Annotated in this window: 12 protein-coding genes and 1 pseudogene; 6 read left to right on the forward strand and 7 right to left on the reverse strand. The window is 70.0% G+C overall.

Features of this window, described 5'->3' with window-relative positions; all coding sequences use genetic code 11:
- Nucleotides 1-42 precede the first annotated feature (42 nt).
- The 4 genes from ACZ7M7_RS09340 to ACZ7M7_RS09355 are packed head-to-tail and all read left to right on the forward strand — an operon-like array spanning nucleotide 43 to nucleotide 6567.
- The gene (locus ACZ7M7_RS09340; protein WP_383603588.1) at nucleotides 43-1305 is read left to right on the forward strand and encodes a glycosyltransferase; all 1263 of its coding nucleotides are present in this window, start codon (nucleotides 43-45) and stop codon (nucleotides 1303-1305) included.
- On the forward strand, nucleotides 1302-2951 hold the full coding sequence (locus ACZ7M7_RS09345) for an ArnT family glycosyltransferase (protein WP_472114431.1): 1650 nt from the start codon (nucleotides 1302-1304) through the stop codon (nucleotides 2949-2951). Before ACZ7M7_RS09340 ends, ACZ7M7_RS09345 begins: the two co-directional genes overlap by 4 nt.
- Nucleotides 2948-4153: a glycosyltransferase gene (locus ACZ7M7_RS09350; protein ID WP_383603582.1), complete on the forward strand. Its 1206-nt coding sequence runs from the start codon at nucleotides 2948-2950 to the stop codon at nucleotides 4151-4153. Before ACZ7M7_RS09345 ends, ACZ7M7_RS09350 begins: the two co-directional genes overlap by 4 nt.
- Entirely contained in the window at nucleotides 4150-6567 is a 2418-nt protein-coding gene (locus ACZ7M7_RS09355) for a galactose oxidase-like domain-containing protein (RefSeq protein ID WP_472114434.1), read from the forward strand. Before ACZ7M7_RS09350 ends, ACZ7M7_RS09355 begins: the two co-directional genes overlap by 4 nt.
- Here the strand turns inward: ACZ7M7_RS09355 and ACZ7M7_RS09360 are convergent.
- The 4 genes and pseudogenes from ACZ7M7_RS09360 to trhA all read right to left on the reverse strand — a co-directional run bounded on the left by ACZ7M7_RS09360 (nucleotide 6564) and on the right by trhA (nucleotide 10167).
- Complete coding sequence (locus ACZ7M7_RS09360) at nucleotides 6564-7292, reverse strand: Mut7-C RNAse domain-containing protein (RefSeq protein WP_383603576.1); 729 nt, start codon at nucleotides 7290-7292, stop codon at nucleotides 6564-6566. The genes ACZ7M7_RS09355 and ACZ7M7_RS09360 overlap by 4 nt on opposite strands.
- A 33-nt stretch (nucleotides 7293-7325) precedes the next feature.
- On the reverse strand, nucleotides 7326-7955 hold the full coding sequence (locus ACZ7M7_RS09365) for a TetR/AcrR family transcriptional regulator (RefSeq protein ID WP_383603573.1): 630 nt from the start codon (nucleotides 7953-7955) through the stop codon (nucleotides 7326-7328).
- A 5-nt stretch (nucleotides 7956-7960) separates the two neighbouring features.
- Nucleotides 7961-9332 (reverse strand): annotated as a pseudogene (locus ACZ7M7_RS09370) (MFS transporter).
- Between the two features lie 88 nt (nucleotides 9333-9420).
- Entirely contained in the window at nucleotides 9421-10167 is a 747-nt protein-coding gene (trhA, locus tag ACZ7M7_RS09375) for a PAQR family membrane homeostasis protein TrhA (protein ID WP_453822236.1), read from the reverse strand.
- Nucleotides 10168-10508: 341 nt separating this feature from the next.
- Between trhA and ACZ7M7_RS09380 the strand changes: the two genes are divergently transcribed.
- Nucleotides 10509-12332: a phosphoenolpyruvate carboxykinase (GTP) gene (locus ACZ7M7_RS09380; RefSeq protein ID WP_383603564.1), complete on the forward strand. Its 1824-nt coding sequence runs from the start codon at nucleotides 10509-10511 to the stop codon at nucleotides 12330-12332.
- Between the two features lie 306 nt (nucleotides 12333-12638).
- On the forward strand, nucleotides 12639-14372 hold the full coding sequence (locus ACZ7M7_RS09385) for a WD40 repeat domain-containing protein (RefSeq protein WP_472114438.1): 1734 nt from the start codon (nucleotides 12639-12641) through the stop codon (nucleotides 14370-14372).
- A 17-nt stretch (nucleotides 14373-14389) separates the two neighbouring features.
- On the opposite strand, the gene ACZ7M7_RS09390 is transcribed toward ACZ7M7_RS09385, so the two are convergent.
- The 3 genes from ACZ7M7_RS09390 to ACZ7M7_RS09400 are packed head-to-tail and all read right to left on the reverse strand — an operon-like array spanning nucleotide 14390 to nucleotide 17719.
- Nucleotides 14390-14998, reverse strand: coding sequence for a hypothetical protein (locus ACZ7M7_RS09390; RefSeq protein WP_472114441.1), 609 nt, complete (start codon nucleotides 14996-14998; stop codon nucleotides 14390-14392).
- On the reverse strand, nucleotides 14985-16547 hold the full coding sequence (locus ACZ7M7_RS09395; protein WP_472114444.1) for a substrate-binding and vWA domain-containing protein: 1563 nt from the start codon (nucleotides 16545-16547) through the stop codon (nucleotides 14985-14987). The genes ACZ7M7_RS09390 and ACZ7M7_RS09395 overlap by 14 nt, the downstream gene beginning before the upstream one ends.
- Nucleotides 16544-17719: a toxic anion resistance protein gene (locus ACZ7M7_RS09400; protein ID WP_472114447.1), complete on the reverse strand. Its 1176-nt coding sequence runs from the start codon at nucleotides 17717-17719 to the stop codon at nucleotides 16544-16546. The genes ACZ7M7_RS09395 and ACZ7M7_RS09400 overlap by 4 nt, the downstream gene beginning before the upstream one ends.
- Between the last annotated feature and the right edge of the window lie 9 nt (nucleotides 17720-17728).

Raw genomic sequence — 17728 nt, forward strand, 5'->3', positions numbered from 1 at the left:
TCACCGTTGCGACAGGGGGCATTGGGGATCTGGGGGGATCTGTTGCTGACGTCTGTCTTCATAGCCGTCGTCTCGCTGGCCTTGTTCTGGATGGCGGCTTTCACCTTGTGGTGGCAGATGCACGCGTGGCGTACGCCCGAAGTGCTCGCCTCCACCCGGTTCAGCAGACCGGACGGCGGCGAGCACGTGTCGTTCTCGCTGCTGTTGCCGGCCCGGCACGAACAAGCCGTGCTGGACCACACCATCCAGCGGCTGCTGGAGTCCACACACACCGACTTCGAGATCATCGTCATCGTCGGGCACGACGACCCGGAGACCACCGAGGTGGCCGAGCGGGCCGCGGGACGTGATCCGCGGGTCCGTGTCGTCGTCGACACCCACGAGAAGAAGAACAAACCGAAGGCCATGAACACGGCGCTGCCGCACTGCCGCGGCGATGTCGTCGGGGTCTTCGACGCCGAGGACCAGGTCCATCCGGAGCTCCTCGCGCACGTGGACCACGCGTTCCGCACGACCGGGGCGGATGTCGTCCAGGGCGGGGTCCAGCTCATCAACTTCCACTCCAGCTGGTACAGCCTGCGCAACTGCCTGGAGTACTTCTTCTGGTTCCGCTCCCGGCTGCACCTGCACGCGCAGAAGGGGTTCATCCCGCTCGGCGGCAACACCGTCTTCGTACGGACGGACGTGCTCCGGGAAGCCGACGGCTGGGACTCCAACTGCCTCGCCGAGGACTGCGATCTGGGCGTGCGGCTGTCCAGTGTCGGCAAGAAGGTCGTCGTCGCCTACGACTCCGACATGGTGACCAAGGAGGAGACGCCCGGCAGCCTCATGTCGCTGCTCAAGCAGCGCACCCGCTGGAACCAGGGCTTCCTTCAGGTCTACCGGAAGAAGGACTGGAAGCAACTGCCCACGTTCGGGCAGCGGTTGCTGGCCCGCTACACGCTCACCACGCCGTTCCTGCAGGCCTTCACCGGGCTGATCATCCCGCTCAACGTGGCGATCGCGCTCTTCCTCGACGTGCCGGTGAGCGTCGCGTTCATCACCTTCCTGCCGGCCGTGACCGCGCTCGTCACGTTCGTCTTCGAGGTCGTCGGACTGCACGACTTCGGCAAGCAGTACGGGCTTCGGGTCCGCTTCGTCCACTACCTGAAGCTGATCGTGGGCGGCCCCTTCTACCAGGTGCTCCTCGCCGGCGCCGCGATCCGCGCCGTATGGCGTGAGCAACGCGGCCGCAACGACTGGGAGTTGACCAGCCACGTCGGCGCACATCTCGCGCACGTGAACCGAGAGGACGTTCCTGCGTGACCTCCACCCTTCCCGCGGTGACCACGGTCAAGGTCCCCGCGCAGCGGCAGCCTGCGCCCACGACGCGTTCGACCAGTCGAACGACCCCGCCGACGCGACTGCGTTCGTCCCGGCCCGACCTGATCCTGTGCGGCGTGCTCCTCGTCGCGATCCTCATCGTGCAGGGCTGGAACATCGCCGACTACCCGACCCTCAGCGACGACGAGGGCACCTACCTCGCCCAGGCCTGGGCCGTCCAGGAGGGCCGCGGCCTCGCCCACTACACGTACTGGTACGACCACCCGCCGCTCGGCTGGATCCAGCTCGCCCTGCTGACCTGGATACCGGCCGCGCTCAGCCCCGAGTCGATGACCGTCGGCACCATGCGGGCCGCGATGCTGGTCATCAGCGCGATCAGCGCGGTCCTCGTCTACGTGCTCGGGCGGCGGCTGTCCCTCCCGCGCTGGGCGGCCGGGCTCGGCATGGTCCTGTTCGGGCTCTCGCCGCTGTCGGTCGTCCTCCAGCGGGAGATCTTCCTCGACAACCTCGCGGTGATGTGGACGCTCCTCGCGTTCGCCCTCGCCGCCTCCCCGAGCCGCCATCTCTGGCACCACTTCGGCGCGGGGATCGCGGCGGCCACGGCCGTGCTGACCAAGGAGACGATGCTCTTCGTCCTCCCGGCGGTCTTCGTCACCATGTGGCGGCACAGCCACCGCGACACCCGCAAGTTCGCCCTGACCGGCGCCGTCACCGCCTGCGTGCTGATCGGCCTGTCGTACCCGCTGTTCGCCCTGCTGAAGGGCGAGCTGTTCCCGGGCAGCGGGCACGTCTCGCTCTGGGACGGCATCAAGTACCAGATGACCAGGCCCGGTTCGGGCTTCATCCTGGACCAGGGCTCCGGTTCCTGGGGCGTCCTGCAGTCGTGGCTCTACTACGACCGCGTCCTCATCGTCGGCGGCCTCGCGGGCGGCCTGCTGCTCCTGGTCACCTGGCGCTGGTCGGTCACGGCACGCGCGCTCGCCGGTCCCTCCTTCGCGGTGGTGATCCTCGCCCTGGTGGCCATGCGCCCCACCGGCTACCTGCCCGCGATGTACGTCATCCAGGCGCTGCCGTTCCTCGCCCTCGTCCTCGCCGGCGGCACGGCCTCCGTCGCCCACGCCGTACTGCGGCGACGGCGTTCCGAGGCCGAGAACCGGTACGTCACCGGCGGGCGGTACGCCCTCGCGGCCGTCCTCGCGATCGCGGCCGGCGCCTATGTCGTACCCCGCTGGTACGACGGCGCCCACACCGCCGTCACCGCCGACGCCAACGCGCCCTACCAGGCCGCCTCGAAGTGGCTGGCCACGGAGGTGGAGGACCCGAAGGACACCCGGGTGCTCGTGGACGACGCGCTGTGGCTGGACCTGGTGCACGCCGGGTACGAGCCCGGGCTGGGTGCCATCTGGTTCTACAAGGCCGACCTCGACCCGGCCGTGACGAAGACGATGCCGCGCGGCTGGAAGGACCTCGACTACGTCGTCGCCTCGCCGACGGTGCGGCGGGACGCGGTCGACCTGCCCAACGTCAAGGCGGCCATGGAGCACTCGAAGCCGGTTGCCGTGTTCGGCACCGGTGCGGACCGGATCGAGATCCGGCAGATCCAGACGGCATCCGGAGGGGTTCGATGACGCACGAGTACACCGCCCCCGGGGAGCTGGGCGAGCCGTCGGTGGACGCTGCCGAGGTGCCCGAGCCGGGCGCCGTCACCATCGTCGTACCGACCTACAACGAGTCGGCGAACGTCCGGCAGTTGCTGCACCAGATCACCGAGTCGGTGCCGTCCCGGCTGCCCTGCGAGGTCGTCTTCGTGGACGACTCCAGCGACGACACCCCGCAGGTCATCAAGGAGGCGGCGCAGGACTGCCCCTTCCCGGTCACCGTCATCCACCGGGACGAACCCGTCGGCGGGCTCGGCGGCGCGGTCGTCGAGGGGATGAAGGCGGCCGGCTCGGACTGGATCGTCGTCATGGACGGCGACTGCCAGCACCCGCCGTCCCTGGTCCCGGACCTGGTCGCCACCGGCGAACGCGCGAACGCCGGGCTCGTCGTCGCCTCCCGGTACATCAAGGGCGGCAGCCGGGCCGGGCTCGCCGGCAGCTACCGGGTGGCCGTGTCGCGCGGCGCGACCTGGCTGACCAAGTCCCTCTTCCCGCGCCGGCTGCACGGCATCAGCGACCCGATGAGCGGCTTCTTCGCGATCCGGCGCAGCGACATCACAGCGGAGGCGCTGAAGCCGCTCGGCTACAAGATCCTGCTGGAGCTGGCGGTGCGCAGCCGCCCGCGCACGGTCACCGAGGTGCCGTTCGTGTTCCAGGACCGGTTCGCGGGGGAGTCCAAGTCCACGGCGGCGGAGGGCCGGCGTTTCCTGCGCCACCTCGCCGGGCTGCGTACGGCCGACCCGCTGTCCCGGATGGTGGTGTTCGGGCTGATCGGGCTGACGGGCTTCGTGCCGAACCTGGCCGCACTGTGGGCGCTGACCCAGGCGGGGCTGCACTATCTCCCGGCGGAGATAGTCGCCAACCAGTTCGGCGTGGCCTGGAACTTCCTGCTCATCGAGAAGCTGCTGTTCCGCGACCGCCGCATCCACCGCCACTGGGCCGACCGCACCGCACGGTTCGCGCTGCTCGCCAACGCCGACCTGGTGCTGCGCATCCCGCTGATCGCGCTGCTCGTCGGGCAGTTCGGGCTGGCCGTGCTGCCGGCCACCGCGCTGGCCCTGGTCATCACCTTCGTCCTGCGTTTCGTCGGTACCGAAGCGCTGGTCTATCTGCCGCGCCGGAGCGGGAAGGGCACCGGGCGCGGGAGCCGCACAGCAAGGAGTTCCGCATGAGAACCAGCCGCAAGAGATCCGGGAGGAGAACGGCCCTGCTGGCCGTCATGGGCCTCACCGGAGGCCTCCTTCTCACCTCGCCCGAGTCCGCCTCCGCCGCCAACCTCATCAAGAACCCCGGCTTCGAGACCGCCGGCACCGACGACATGCCCTACTGCTGGAAGAAGTCCGGCTGGGGCGACAACGACTTCACCTTCGAGACGACGACGGACGCCCACAGCGGCTCCAAGGCGATGAAGGTGTCGCTGACCCGCCGTGTCGAGGGCGACCGCAAGGCGCTGATCACCGAGTCCGCCGAGTGCGCGCCGGTCGTCACGCCTGGCAAGCAGTACGACCTGGGGCTCTGGTACAAGTCGACCACCCCCGACACCTCGGTCACTCTCTTCCGGCACGACGCGACGGCGGGCTGGCAGTACTGGACCGACCTCAAGACGCTGGAGATGGCGGCGGGTTGGACCGAGGCGACGGTCCGTACGCCCGAGGTGCCCGCCGGCACCGACCGGATCGCCTGGGGCGTCTCCGTCTACGGCACCGGCTCCGTCACCACCGACGACTACACGATGGACCAGGTCGCCGAACCGGTACCGGACCCGGTGTGCACGGGGACGGCCCAGGAGTGCGCGGACGGCCGCTGGGACGTGCTGCCCACCAAGAACCCGGTCCGCTCCATGCACTCCGTCGTCCTGAACAACGGCAAGGTGCTGCTGATCGCGGGCTCCGGCAACGACCCGACGATGTTCCAGGCGGGCACGTTCACCAGCGCGGTCTACGACCCGCAGAACGGCAGTTACAAGCAGATCCCGACGCCGAAGGACATGTTCTGCGCCGGTCACGTCCAGCTCGACGACGGGCGTGTGCTCGTGATGAGCGGCAACAAGGGCTATCCGTCGGCGGACGGCACGATCGGCTACCAGGGCTACAAGGACTCGTACATCTTCGACCCGGTCAGCGAGACGTACAGCAAGACCAACGACATGAACGACGGCCACTGGTACCCGTCGGCCACCATCCTCGGCAACGGTGACGTGATCTCCTTCGGCGGGCTGAAGGAGGACTCGACCGGTTCGGTGACCGCCGAGCTGTGGTCGGACGCCGAGCAGAAGTGGCTGGAGCTCTGGAAGGTCAACCAGACCTGGTCGTACTGGGGTCTGTACCCGTCGATGATCCTGATGCAGGACGGCCGCCTCTTCTACTCCGGCAGCCATGTCTTCGGCAACAACATCCCGGGCACCGGATCGGCGATCTACGACTACGGCGCCAACACGGTCACCCAGGTCCCCGGCCTGCAGCGGAAGGATGAGCGCGACCAGTCCGCGAGCGTGCTGCTGCCCCCGGCACAGGACCAGAAGGTCCTCACCATCGGCGGCGGCAACATCGACTCCAACCCGGACGCGAACCGCCTCACCGACGTCATCGACCTCAAGCAGCCCAACCCGTCCTACGTCGCCGGCCCGCCGCTGCCGCAGGGCACCGTCGACCTCGGGGCCGGCAAGGTCCCGCAGACCGGCAACCAGGGCAAGATGTACGTCTCGGCCGTCCTGCTGCCCGACGGCAAGGTCCTGGAGACCGGCGGCGCGCTGCACAACCGGGCCGACCCGGTGTACGAGTCGTCGCTCTACGACCCGGCGACGGGCACCTTCGACCCGGTGGCGGCCGACCCGGAGGAGCGCGGCTACCACTCCTCGGCGTTCCTGCTGCCCGACGGCCGCGTGATGGCCACCGGCGACAACCCGGGCAACGGCAGCTGGAACCAGGACGTGTCGATCTACACCCCGCCCTATCTCCTCAAGGGCGAACGCCCGACGATCACTTCGGTGATCGACACGGAGTGGACGTACGGCGACACCCAGCGGATCACCGTCGACCGGCCCATCGCCAAGGCCGAGCTGATCCGCCCGGCCGCCGTGACACACTCCTCGGACCCGAACCAGCGCTTCGTGGATCTCCCCCTGTCGGTCGACGGCAACAACATCGACCTGAACGTGACGAGCAACCCCAACCTGGCCCCGCCCGGCTGGTACATGCTCTTCGCGGTCGACGCCAACGGCGTACCGTCGGTGGCCAAGTGGGTGCACCTTGAGGGCCCGCAGGCCCTGAGCGCCACGGATTCCTCGGCGCATGTCCACGACTTCGCCGACAACCTCAAGGGCAAGGTCACGGGCCCCGGCAAGAAGCGCACCTCGCAGAAGGTCAGCCCGACCGTCTCCGGCTGCGACCGGCACTACGGCTCCGCCAACGTCTGCGTGCCGACCGACTTCCCGCCGACCGTGAAGGCGACGACGAAGGCCCGCTGCGACTGGCTGAAGAAGAACGACTACGGCCGCCTCAAGGTCAACGGCAAGGACGACCCGCTGCGGCTGGACAGGAACAGGGACGGAATCGCGTGCGGAAAGGGTGATGTGACCCGGCGTTAGCCGGCGTAGTCGGCGAGGGCGCGCTCCACGATGGCCACCAGCTGTTCGTGGTGCGCGCCCTTCCAGTACGCGCGCCTGCATTCGGTGCACTGCGCGAAGACGTCGTACGACCGCTGCGTGCCGCCCTCCAGCTGGTCCGCCACCTCCTCCTTGGTGGCCTTCTTGAGCAGGCCGTTGCAGGCGGTGCAGCGGGTCCAGGGCCGCAGCTCGGGGCGGAACCGGTCCAGGATGTCGCGGAGTTGGTCCTCGGGGCGGGTGCTGTAGACGTACGCCCCGGCCCACAGTTCGCGGCGCCGCAGCAGGCCTCGGTCGCGGCTGAGCATGACTCGCTGCTCGGCGGCGGAGCGGGTGGCCAGCGCCGGGTCGCCGATGTCCGTCGACTCGTACGCCGTGTCCACGCCGAGCAGGCGCATACGGCGGGCGAGGGTGCCGAGGTGGACGTCGAGCAGGAAGCGCAGTGGGGCGCCGGGCACCCGCTGGGGGCGCTCGACGGGCCGTACGGCAACGGACTGGCCGGCCGCGGGGATGTGCGAGACCGGCACCTCGTGGCCGTCCGCGACCAGCGTGCCGACCTCGGTCAGCGGGACGCCGAGGGACTCCACGACATGGCCGAGGGTCGAGACGCCGTCGGCGGTGACCTGGGCGGAACCGTCCTGGCGCCGTCCGTTGGGGAGGAACAGGCGCAGCTCGGGTGCGAACTCGACGTGGATCTCGGGACCGTTCACCCGGCCAGGATGACACGGGCCGGGGCGCGCGCCTCAGCCCTTTTTCGCGGGGAGGCCGTGCTCGATGACGTCCAGGGTGCGGTCGAGGAGGTCGTGCAGGTCGTCCTGGAAGTCGTGCTCGGCCCAGTACACGGAGATCTCCGCGAGGCCGCCCATGAGAGACATCGTGTAGACCCGTGCCTCCAGGCTGTCCTGCGGCAGACCGGTGCGCTCGGCGACGGCCTCCGCGAGCATCCGGCCGGTGACCGACATGCTCTCCAGCATCCGTGAGCGCACCGCGGGCACCTGGACGAGCAGGTGGGAGCGCAGGCGGACGGCCTCGGGATCCTCCTGCGTCGCGGCAGCGATGGCCAGCCGCATGACGTGCCGCAGGGACTCCATCCACGGCTCGTCCGCCGGGCGCCTGCGCAACTCGTCCAGCAGGATCGGGTCGTACTCGTCCGTGAGGACGATGTCCTCCTTCGTCGGGAAGTAGCGGAAGACCGTGGACGGCGACACCTCGGCACGCTCGGCGATCTGCTCGATCGTGGTGGCGTCGTAGCCCTGCTCCTTGATCAGCGCATACGTCGCGTCGCGGATCGCCGTCCGGGTCTTGATCTTCTTCCGCTCACGAAGTCCCAGCTGGGGACGGTCGGTCAGGGGAGAGGAGTGCGCGGGGGTCATGGGGCTCATTGTCGGGCATCGGCCCCCGCGGCGGCCATGTCCGGGTTCTCGGGCTCACCCGCATCAGGCGTGCCCGGCAGGAACGCCGCCGCCGGCAGGGCGGAGACGCCCCCGCCGTGGACGTACGCGCTGTTCGCGGAGGCCGCCGGCTCCGCCGAGCCCGCCCGCTCGGCGACGAGGTGCGCCGCGACCACGGACTCCCCGGCGGTGTCGGCGGCCCGCGCGGGCCGCCCGGTGACATCGAGCCGGTCCCGGAAGGCGGCGGCGAGCAGGCTGCCGAGCAGCGCGATGCCGATCGCGCCGCCCACCTGAAGCAAAGTCATCAGCAGCCCGGATCCGCTGCCGGCGCGGTCGTGGGGCAGGGCGCTCAGTCCGCCGTTCATGGCGGGGATGAGTGAGAGGCCGAAGCCGAGGCCGGTGACGGTGAGCCACAGCGCGACGAATCCGTAGCCGGAGTCCACCGTCGTACGGCTGCCGAGAAGCCCGGCGAAGGCCAGTACCACCATGCCCGCGCTCACCGCGGCCCGCGCACCGAAGCGGGCGACGACCTTCGGCGCAAGGCGGGTGGCGACCAGCAGTCCGCCCATCATCGGCAGCAGGCGCACGCCGGTGCCCAGGGCGTCGTGGCCGAGGACGGCCTGGAGGTAGGGCGGCAGCACGAACAGCAGGCCGGTCAGGATGAACGTCACCAGGGTGGCGGCGACGGTGTTGAACAGGAAGCCGCGGTGGCCGAGCAGGGTCATGTCGAGCATGGGGCGCTCGACCCGGCGTTCGCGCAGCACCAGCGCGGCCGGGCGCCGAGCCCGGACGCGGCGAGTGCTGTCGAGACGGTGTCGATCTTGGGGGAGGCGGGATCCTTCGTCTCGGGGAACAGGAAGAGGCAGGCGGCGATGCCGAGCGCGGAGGCGGCGGAGGTGATGCCGACGGCCTTGGTGCGCTCCTCGGGGCCGAACAGCGTGGGCAGCACGGACAGCGAGAGCGGCGTGACCAGGGGCGCGCCGACGCCCATCACGGCCCGTGCCGCGATCACCGCGTTCACGTCGCCGGCGAGCGAGCCGATCAGCGAGCCGACGAGGAAGATCCCGAGTCCGGTGATCAGCATCCGGCGCCGCCCGAACCGGTCGCCGAGCAGGCCCGCGGGGAGCATCAGCGCGGCGAAGACGACGACGTACGCGTCCGCCATCCTCCCCCAGTGCTAAACGCCTGGGGGGACCCCCAGCTGCCGACCCGTGGTGGCGCCGAGGTCGGCGGCCATCGTCGGCAGCGCCACATTGCGGATCGTCATGTCGAAGCCGAGCGTGAGCATGCCGCGACGAGGGCGCCCAGCGCCCACCAGCGGCGAGCATCGTAGTGACAGTAGCTATGAAATGAGAGCAACTCTCAAAAGAGTTGGCTCGTCAATATTTTTGGGCGCGAAAAAGGGCCACGGCGCGAACCGTGGCCCTCGAGGGTGCTGTGCGGTGGGCTACGCGTGCTGGTACGCGACCAGTGAGATCCCCACGTAGTGCACGACGAACGCCGCCAGCGTGAAGGAGTGGAAGACCTCGTGGAAGCCGAACCAGCGCGGTGACGGGTTCGGGCGCTTGATGCCGTAGATCACGCCGCCCGCGCTGTAGAGGAGGCCGCCGACGATCACCAGGACCAGTACCGCGATGCCGCCGGTGCGCATGAAGTCCGGCAGGAAGAAGACGGCCGCCCAGCCCATCGCGATGTAGCAGGGCGTGTAGAGCCAGCGCGGGGCGCCGACCCAGAACACCCGGAAGATGATGCCCGCCGCGGCCGCGCCCCAGATGCCCCACAGCAGCCACTGCCCCTTGGCGCCCGGCAGCAGCAGCATCGTCAGCGGCGTGTACGTGCCCGCGATGATCAGGAAGATGTTGGCGTGATCGAGCCGGCGCAGGACGCCGTCCATGCGCGGGCTCCAGTTGCCCCGGTGGTACAGCGCGCTCACGCCGAACAGCAGGCAGGCCGTGAGGGCGTAGATCCCGCAGGCGAGACGGCCCCGGGGTGAGTCCGCGAGGGCGGTGAGCGCCAGGCCCGCGACGAGCGCCGCCGGGAACATTCCGAGGTGCAGCCAGCCGCGGAGCCTGGGCTTGATCTCGTCCGAGAGCTGCTGGGCGTGGTGCGCGATCTGGTGCGGCAGGGAGGGCGCACCGGAGCCGCCGCCGGCGGCCGGCGTGTCCGAGGATGCGTCGGGGACGGGCGCAGTCATGCCCTGCATCGTACCTACGGAACCGTAAGTTACGTATCAGGGCGGCGAGATGGCGCCCGGAAGTGGCCATCGTCTCATGGAGTACCCGCCAGGGGCGCACCCGGGGTGAAGCCATGGTGACGCATCGAAAACATCCGGATGAGTGGCGATGCTCACGCCGCTCACCTGTGACGCCCTCTGGACATATGCGCAGTCGCGTCGGATGATCAAATGAGTGCGGTCGGCACCGGATGAGCGCGAAAGATCCACAGCAGATCGAGCCCGCGCAGCATCCGGGTCGCGGCCCCCACGGGGCATACAAGGGCATATTCAGGACAAGAACCCCTCATTTAGGAGCAACCGTGGCGCGCGACATCGCGGCTCCCCCCGTCGTCCCCACCACCCACCGGGAGCTGGTCTCGTGGGTGAATGAGATCGCTGAACTGACGCAGCCGGACAGCGTGGTCTGGTGTGACGGATCCGAGGCCGAGTACGAGCGTCTGTCCGAGGAGCTCGTCGCGAAGGGCACCTTCAAGAAGCTCGACCCGATCAAGCGCCCCAACTCGTACTACGCGGCCTCCGACCCGACCGACGTCGCCCGCGTCGAGGACCGGACCTTCATCTGCTCCGAGAAGGAGGAGGACGCAGGCCCGACGAACCACTGGAAGGACCCCGCCGAGATGCGGGAGATCTTCGCCGGTGAGAAGGGCGTCTTCCGCGGCTCGATGCGCGGCCGCACGATGTACGTCGTCCCGTTCTGCATGGGCCCCCTCGGCTCCGACCTTTCCGCGATCGGCGTCGAGATCACCGACTCCGCCTACGTCGCGGTCTCCATGCGCACCATGACCCGCATGGGTCAGCCCGTCCTCGACGAACTCGGTGAGGACGGCTTCTTCGTGAAGGCCGTGCACACGCTCGGCGCGCCGCTGGAGGCGGGCGAGCAGGACGTGCCCTGGCCGTGCAACAGCACCAAGTACATCTCCCACTTCCCCGAGGCCCGCGAGATCTGGTCCTACGGCTCCGGCTACGGCGGCAACGCCCTGCTCGGCAAGAAGTGCTACGCGCTGCGCATCGCCTCCGTGATGGCCCGCGACGAGGGCTGGCTGGCCGAGCACATGCTGGTCCTCAAGCTCACCCCGCCGCAGGGCGAGGCCAAGTACGTCGCCGCAGCCTTCCCGAGCGCCTGCGGCAAGACCAACCTCGCCATGCTGGAGCCCACCATCTCCGGCTGGACCGTCGAGACGATCGGCGACGACATCGCCTGGATGCGCTTCGGCGAGGACGGCCGGCTGTACGCCATCAACCCCGAGGCCGGCTTCTTCGGCGTCGCGCCCGGCACCGGTGAGCACACCAACGCCAACGCGATGAAGACGCTGTGGGGCAACTCGGTCTTCACCAACGTCGCCCTCACCGACGACAACGACATCTGGTGGGAGGGCATGACGGAGGAGACTCCGGCCCACCTGACGGACTGGAAGGGCAACGACTGGACGCCGTCCTCCGAGACGCCGGCCGCCCACCCCAACGCGCGCTTCACCGTCCCCGCCTCCCAGTGCCCGATCATCGCGCCGGAGTGGGAGGACCCCAAGGGCGTGCCGATCTCGGCGATCCTGTTCGGTGGCCGCCGTGCGACGGCCGTCCCCCTGGTCACGGAGTCCTTCGACTGGAACCACGGCGTCTTCCTCGGCGCCAACGTGGCCAGCGAGAAGACCGCCGCCGCCGAGGGCAAGGTCGGCGAGCTGCGCCGCGACCCGTTCGCGATGCTGCCGTTCTGCGGCTACAACATGGGTGACTACATGGGTCACTGGGTCGACGTCGCCAAGGGCAAGGACCAGGCGAAGCTCCCGAAGATCTACTACGTCAACTGGTTCCGCAAGAACGACGAGGGCAAGTTCGTCTGGCCCGGCTTCGGCGAGAACAGCCGCGTCCTGAAGTGGATCGTCGAGCGCCTCGACGGCAAGGCCGAGGGCGTCGAGACCCCCATCGGCATCCTGCCGGCCAAGGGCGCGCTGGACACGAACGGCCTGGAACTGGCCGACTCCGACCTGGACTTCCTCCTCACCGTCGACAAGGAGGTCTGGCGCGAGGAGGCCGCGCTCGTCCCCGACCACCTGAACACCTTCGGCGACCACACGCCGAAGGAGCTGTGGGACGAGTACCGCGCTCTGGTGCAGCGCCTGGGCTGAACCAGCCCCCAAAGACGCCGCGGCCGGCTCCGATTGTGCCCTGACCAGCAATATCGTCACGGCCGGCCGCGGTGACAGCACCACAGACCGGCGAGGTTCCGTACAACGGCGTGCGGGGCTGTGGGCCTGTCGTCGCACACTCCGTCCGCCCCGACGGGAGGAACGCGACGACGGGCCCTCGCCTGTTACCGGGCCCGTTTTGCGGTCGTGCCGCCTTGAACGCACGATCTTCACGGCTGTTTCATATGCCTCACAGGAGCGTCACTGATCTCAGTGGGCGCTCAACTCAGCCTGTGGGGGGCACAGTTGAATACTGCACACCGTCCCAGACGCCTCGCGGCCACGCTGCTCGCCACCGCACTCGCCGGGGCCGGCCTGACCGTCGCCGCGGCACCGGCGGCGCACGCGGCCGCGTCGGACGCCGTGGTCAAGCTGCCGTTCTCGTCGTACTCCGCGCTGGCCGTCGACAACGTCCACCAGCGTGTCTTCGTCGCCGACAGCAATGTCGGCTACTACCTCAACTCCGGCACCATCGCCGTCTACAACTTCGACGGCGAGCGCCTCACGACGATCATCACCAACCAGGCCCATGTCTCCGGCCTGGCGGTCAGCGCCGACGGCAGCAAGCTGTACGCCGGTCTGCGCGACCGGATCGAGGCCTACGACACCACCACCTACCAGCGGACCACCCTCGCCTCCGCCGGCACCGACTACTGCGGCCGTGAACTGGCCCAGTCCAGCGGCCAGATCTACTTCACGACGCCGAACTCGTCGAGCCCCTCCCAGTGCGCCACCGCCGAGACCCGCCTGGAGGGCGTGGTGAACGGCGTGCCCACGACCACCGGCTGGCTCGACTACGGCGACCTGCTGCTGGAGTCCGGTGCCGGCGACCGGATGCTCATGGGCCAGCCGCTCAACGCGAAGGCCCCCAACCCGTTCGTCACCGTGTACGACACCGGCAACGGCGCCCTCGTCCGAGGCGCCGCCCGGCGCTTCGCCGACGCCGACGGCAAGGGCGCCCTGGACCTCAAGGACCTGGCGTTCTCCGCCGACGGCACCAAGGTCGCCGTGGCCGACGCCACCGCCGGCACCCGGCTGCTCGCCGCCGACGACCTGTCTGACGCGGCCACCGGCTACCCGGCGCTCCCGTCCGGCGCCACCGCCAGCTCGGTCGCGTTCAGCGGCGACGGCAAGTACATCGCGCGCGGCGCCTCGGCCACCGGGCCGACCCCCGACCTGCTGGTGCAGCCCGCCGACCCGGCGGACTCGACGGCCCCGCTGGAGTTCGCCTTCGAGGGCAGCCTCGACGGGGACAAGGTCGTCCCTCGCGGGATGGAGTGGTCGGCGGACGGCTCCCGGCTGTTCGCGGTCACCACGAACACGGTCGGCAACCAGTACTGGCTGCACATCATCCAGCCCCCGGCCGTCCAGTACGACGCCCGCTTCACCGGCGGCCTCACCCACAGCCCCGCCCAGGCCGTCGTCGGCGAGGCGCTCGCCGTGCGCGGCAAGCTGGAGCAGGACGGCCCGGCACCCGCCGAGCCCCTGAAGGTCAAGGCGACCCGGACCGACGCGAACGGCACGCACGAACTCGGCACCTTCACCGTCAAGGCGGACGGCAGCTTCACCGTCCTCGACGAACCCGGCCTCGTCGGCGACGCCACCTACCGGGTCTCCTTCCTCGGCGACCTGACCCACCGCCCCGCCGAGGACGTCACCACCACCGTGTCCGTCGGCAAGGCGCCCACCTCGATCGCGCTCACCGCGCCCGAGGAGGCGTCGATGAGCTCGGGCATCGAGATCACCGGCGCCTTCACCGCACAGGGCAAGGCGCTGCCGGACCGGGCCGTCCTCAAGGTCGTGCGGACCGACCGGCTCGGCACCGGCACCCTGTCGTCGGTGACGGTCGCCGCGGACGGCACCTTCACGATCAACGACATCCCGCGCGCCCGGCGCAACGTGACCTACACGGTCAGCTGGCCCGGCGACGATCTGCACAGCGCGTCCACCGCCTCGGCGACGGTGTTCGTCACGCGGTAGCCGGCCGGGTCACCGGTTCAGAGCGTCCCGCCCCGGTCCTCCAGATACCGGGTGTGGGTCTCCTGGCGGCGGGCATCCACCTCGCGCAGGCTCGCCGCCAGACGCTCGGCATCCTTCTTCAGCAGGCCGAGCTGGCGCTCCAGATGCAGTTCGGGAGAGTCGGTTCCGGGTGTCATCCGCGTCCACCAGCGTGTCCGTACGAAGCTGTCGACGGCCTCGGGGAGGTCGCGCCGCACGATCCGGGAGAGCGTGTGTACGCCCTCCGGGTCGTGCGTGAGCAGCTCGGCGCCCCAGCCGCGGTCGAGCAACGCGGCGAGCAGCTCGGTGAGTTCACGCAGCCGCGCGGCTGCCGTGACCGACAGGTCGATGTCCGTCAGATAGCCGCGCAGCTTCTCGAAGTCGCCCCGCAACACGTCGAGCTGGGCCGACGGGTCGGGAAAGTCGGGCAGCGCGGGCCGCTCCGGCGGGGCGATCAGCGCGCCCGCGCCGTAGAGACCGGCCACGACGACGGGCCAGTACGGGCCGGCCACCCCCGTGAAGGTCAGCACCAGGCCGACCAGCCCGCATGCGCTCCCGGCGATGTTCTTGCGGGACTCCAGGTACGCGAACGCCTTACTGGTAGCCACGGATCTCCTCGAAGGCGCCGTCCAGCGAGCCCTCCTGGGCGTCGAAGAGGCGGCCGCCGGTCAGCTCGGCGATGTGCTCCAGCTCGGAACGGTCCGAGTCGCCGAAGAGGATGGGGAAGACGGGCGTCTCCCGCCGGCCTCGGTCGAGCCCGGCGTAGAAGGCGTCGAAGTCGGCCGCCTCGGCGCCGGTGGTGTTCTCGCCGTCCGTCATCAGCACGACCGACGTGAAGGTGTCCTGGGACCGGCCGGCGCCCAGATGCTCGTACGCTTTCTCCAGCGAGGTGTAGATCGCCGTGTCGCCCTCGGCGGTCAGCGCGTCGGTCTCCTCGCGGATCCTGGCGAGCCCGGCCTTCGGGTCGGCCGGGTCGACGACATGCGTGGCCACGCTCTTCACGTCCGACCCGAAGGGCATCAGCGTGACCTCCTCGCGCTCGCGGAAGTCGCCGGTGAGGTCGGCGAGCGCCTGCTTCAGCTGCTCCAGACGGTCGCCCTCCATCGAGCCCGAGGTGTCGAGGACGTAGACCGTCCTGGACGGGCGGCGCAGTTCGTTCTCGTACGAGTCGAGCAGGCCGTCGGCCACGGAACGGCTGCCCGGGAAGGGCAGTTCGCGCCGCCTGCTGGTCTCCAGGCCGGGCCCGGGCCGGACGGAGGCGACGACCGGGCGGCGGTGGGTGCGCTCGGTGATCAGCCGCTGGATGCCGTCGGTGCGCAGGGCCTCGGTGACACGGCGGACGTCCTCGCGGGTCGCGGCGTCGGTGGACGCGAGCGAGGAGAGCGGGTAGTCGGCGGTGACGACGCCGTCCTTGGGGCGGATCACGGTCAGGCCCGGGATGCCCTTGAGGACGGACTCGTAGTTGAGCAGCGCGTCGACGTTCCCGCGCCGCTGGTACGCCGCCGCCAGCCAGCCCGACGACCCCGACGTCAGCTGCTGCCCCTTGAAGAACTCCTTCAGGCGGGGCGTGGCCTTGGTGACGTCGGCGTCGGTGAGCGCGGACTGGGCGCCGGAGAGGGCCGAGGCGACGGAGACGAGCGTGACGAAGCCGGAGTTGGAGCGGGCCGGGTCGGTCATGCCGTACGTCAGCCTGCCGTCCTGGACGGCCTGCTCGATCTGCGACCACGTGACGTCATCCGGCTTCCAGCCGAGCCGGCCGAGGGCCGTGCTCCTGACCCCGAGGGCGACCGGGCTCGACATCACCGGCGTCTCCGAAACGACCTTCTTCGCCGCGTCGGGGCGCAGCCGCAGATAGTCGTTGGAGGACAGCCACAGGGCGTCGTACCGCCCGTCCACCTTGCCCGTCGCCAGCATCTCGACGGCGTCGAGGGTGCCCATGTACGTGGGCCGGACCTTGACGCCGGTGTCGTCGGCGATCCGGTCGAGGACCGGGGCCATGTCACTGAGCTCGCTGGAGGCGAGGACACGCAGAGTGCCGGGCTGGGGGGCGTTCGGGTTCGGGTCGTCGGTGCCCTGCTCCGAGGTGCACGCCGTGAGCAGCGCCACCGCCGCGAGGGCGACGGCGAGCAGGCGCCGGGGGCGTCGGGTGTGTCTCATCCGAGGCCACCCTCCAGCGCGCCCTGCGAGCGGCTGCGCTCCAAGTAGGCGCTCGCGTGCTGCAGTTCAGCGGTCAGGTTCTCCACCGTCGTCGCCATCGCCTCGGTCGCCTGGACCTTGTAGGTGTCGATGGCGTCGAGGGTGCGGTAGATCTGCTGGAAGGCCGAGCGCAGGGTCTCGGCGCCGACGGCCGGGTCGGCGGCGATGCGCTGGATCTCGCCGCTCTGCGTGGCGAGCATCTCGGCGTTGCCCCGGATGAGGTCCTCGGTCGTTCCGCGCAGCGCGTTGACCTGCTCGACGACCTTCTTCTGGTTGTCGAGGGCGGAGGCCAGCATCACGGAGATGCGCAACGCCGAGACGGTCGTGGTCGCGGCCCGGTCGACGCCCTTGATCAGCTCCTCGTTGTTGCGCCGTACGACGTCCATGGCGAGGTATCCCTGCGCGCACACCGCGAGCTGGGTGAGCAGGTCCTGGTGCTTCTGCCGGACGGGGAAGAGGATGTCCGCCCGGAGGTTGTCCGCCTGTGCGGGGTCCTGTGTCTCCACGCCGGTGATGTGCTGCCCGACGGCCGTGTCCAGGGCCTCCGTCAGGACGATGTACTCCTGGAGCTTGCCCATGGTCTCCCACAGTCGCACCCGCTCGGTCTGCAGGGCGGCGTTGTCGCGGCGGAGCTCGTCCTGCCCGCCCCGCAGCGACCCCACGATCTTGTTGAGGGTTCCCTGGGCGGAGGCGTACTTGGCGACGTGGTCGCGCAGCTTGTTGCCGCCGGGAAGCCGGGAGAGGAACTTGCGCCCCTTGGCGGCGGGCAGGTCCCGCGGGTCCAGGTCCTCCACGACCCGCCGCAGCTCCACGAGCGAGCCCGCGACCTGCGACTGGGCGTCCCCGCCCTGGTCCGGCAGGCTGCGGATGGTCCGTTCCAGCATGCGGTTGGACTGCGCGGCGGCGGTCCGCATCTCGCCGGCGCCGAGGCCGGTGATCTCACCGACCTTGCCGGCGAACTCGGGGGAGCGGGCGTCGAGCGCCGCGAGCCCCTCCACGTACGCGGAGGCCTTCCGGGCCATGTCCGTACGGACGCCCTCGTCGACCGGGACGAGCCCGCCGGCCTTCTCGCGCGGCACGGTGGCCACGGGCTCGGGCGGAGTGAGGACGAACGTGTCGTCGCTGTCGTTCATGAGGTGGTG

The organism is Streptomyces sp. NPDC111606, from assembly GCF_055656945.1.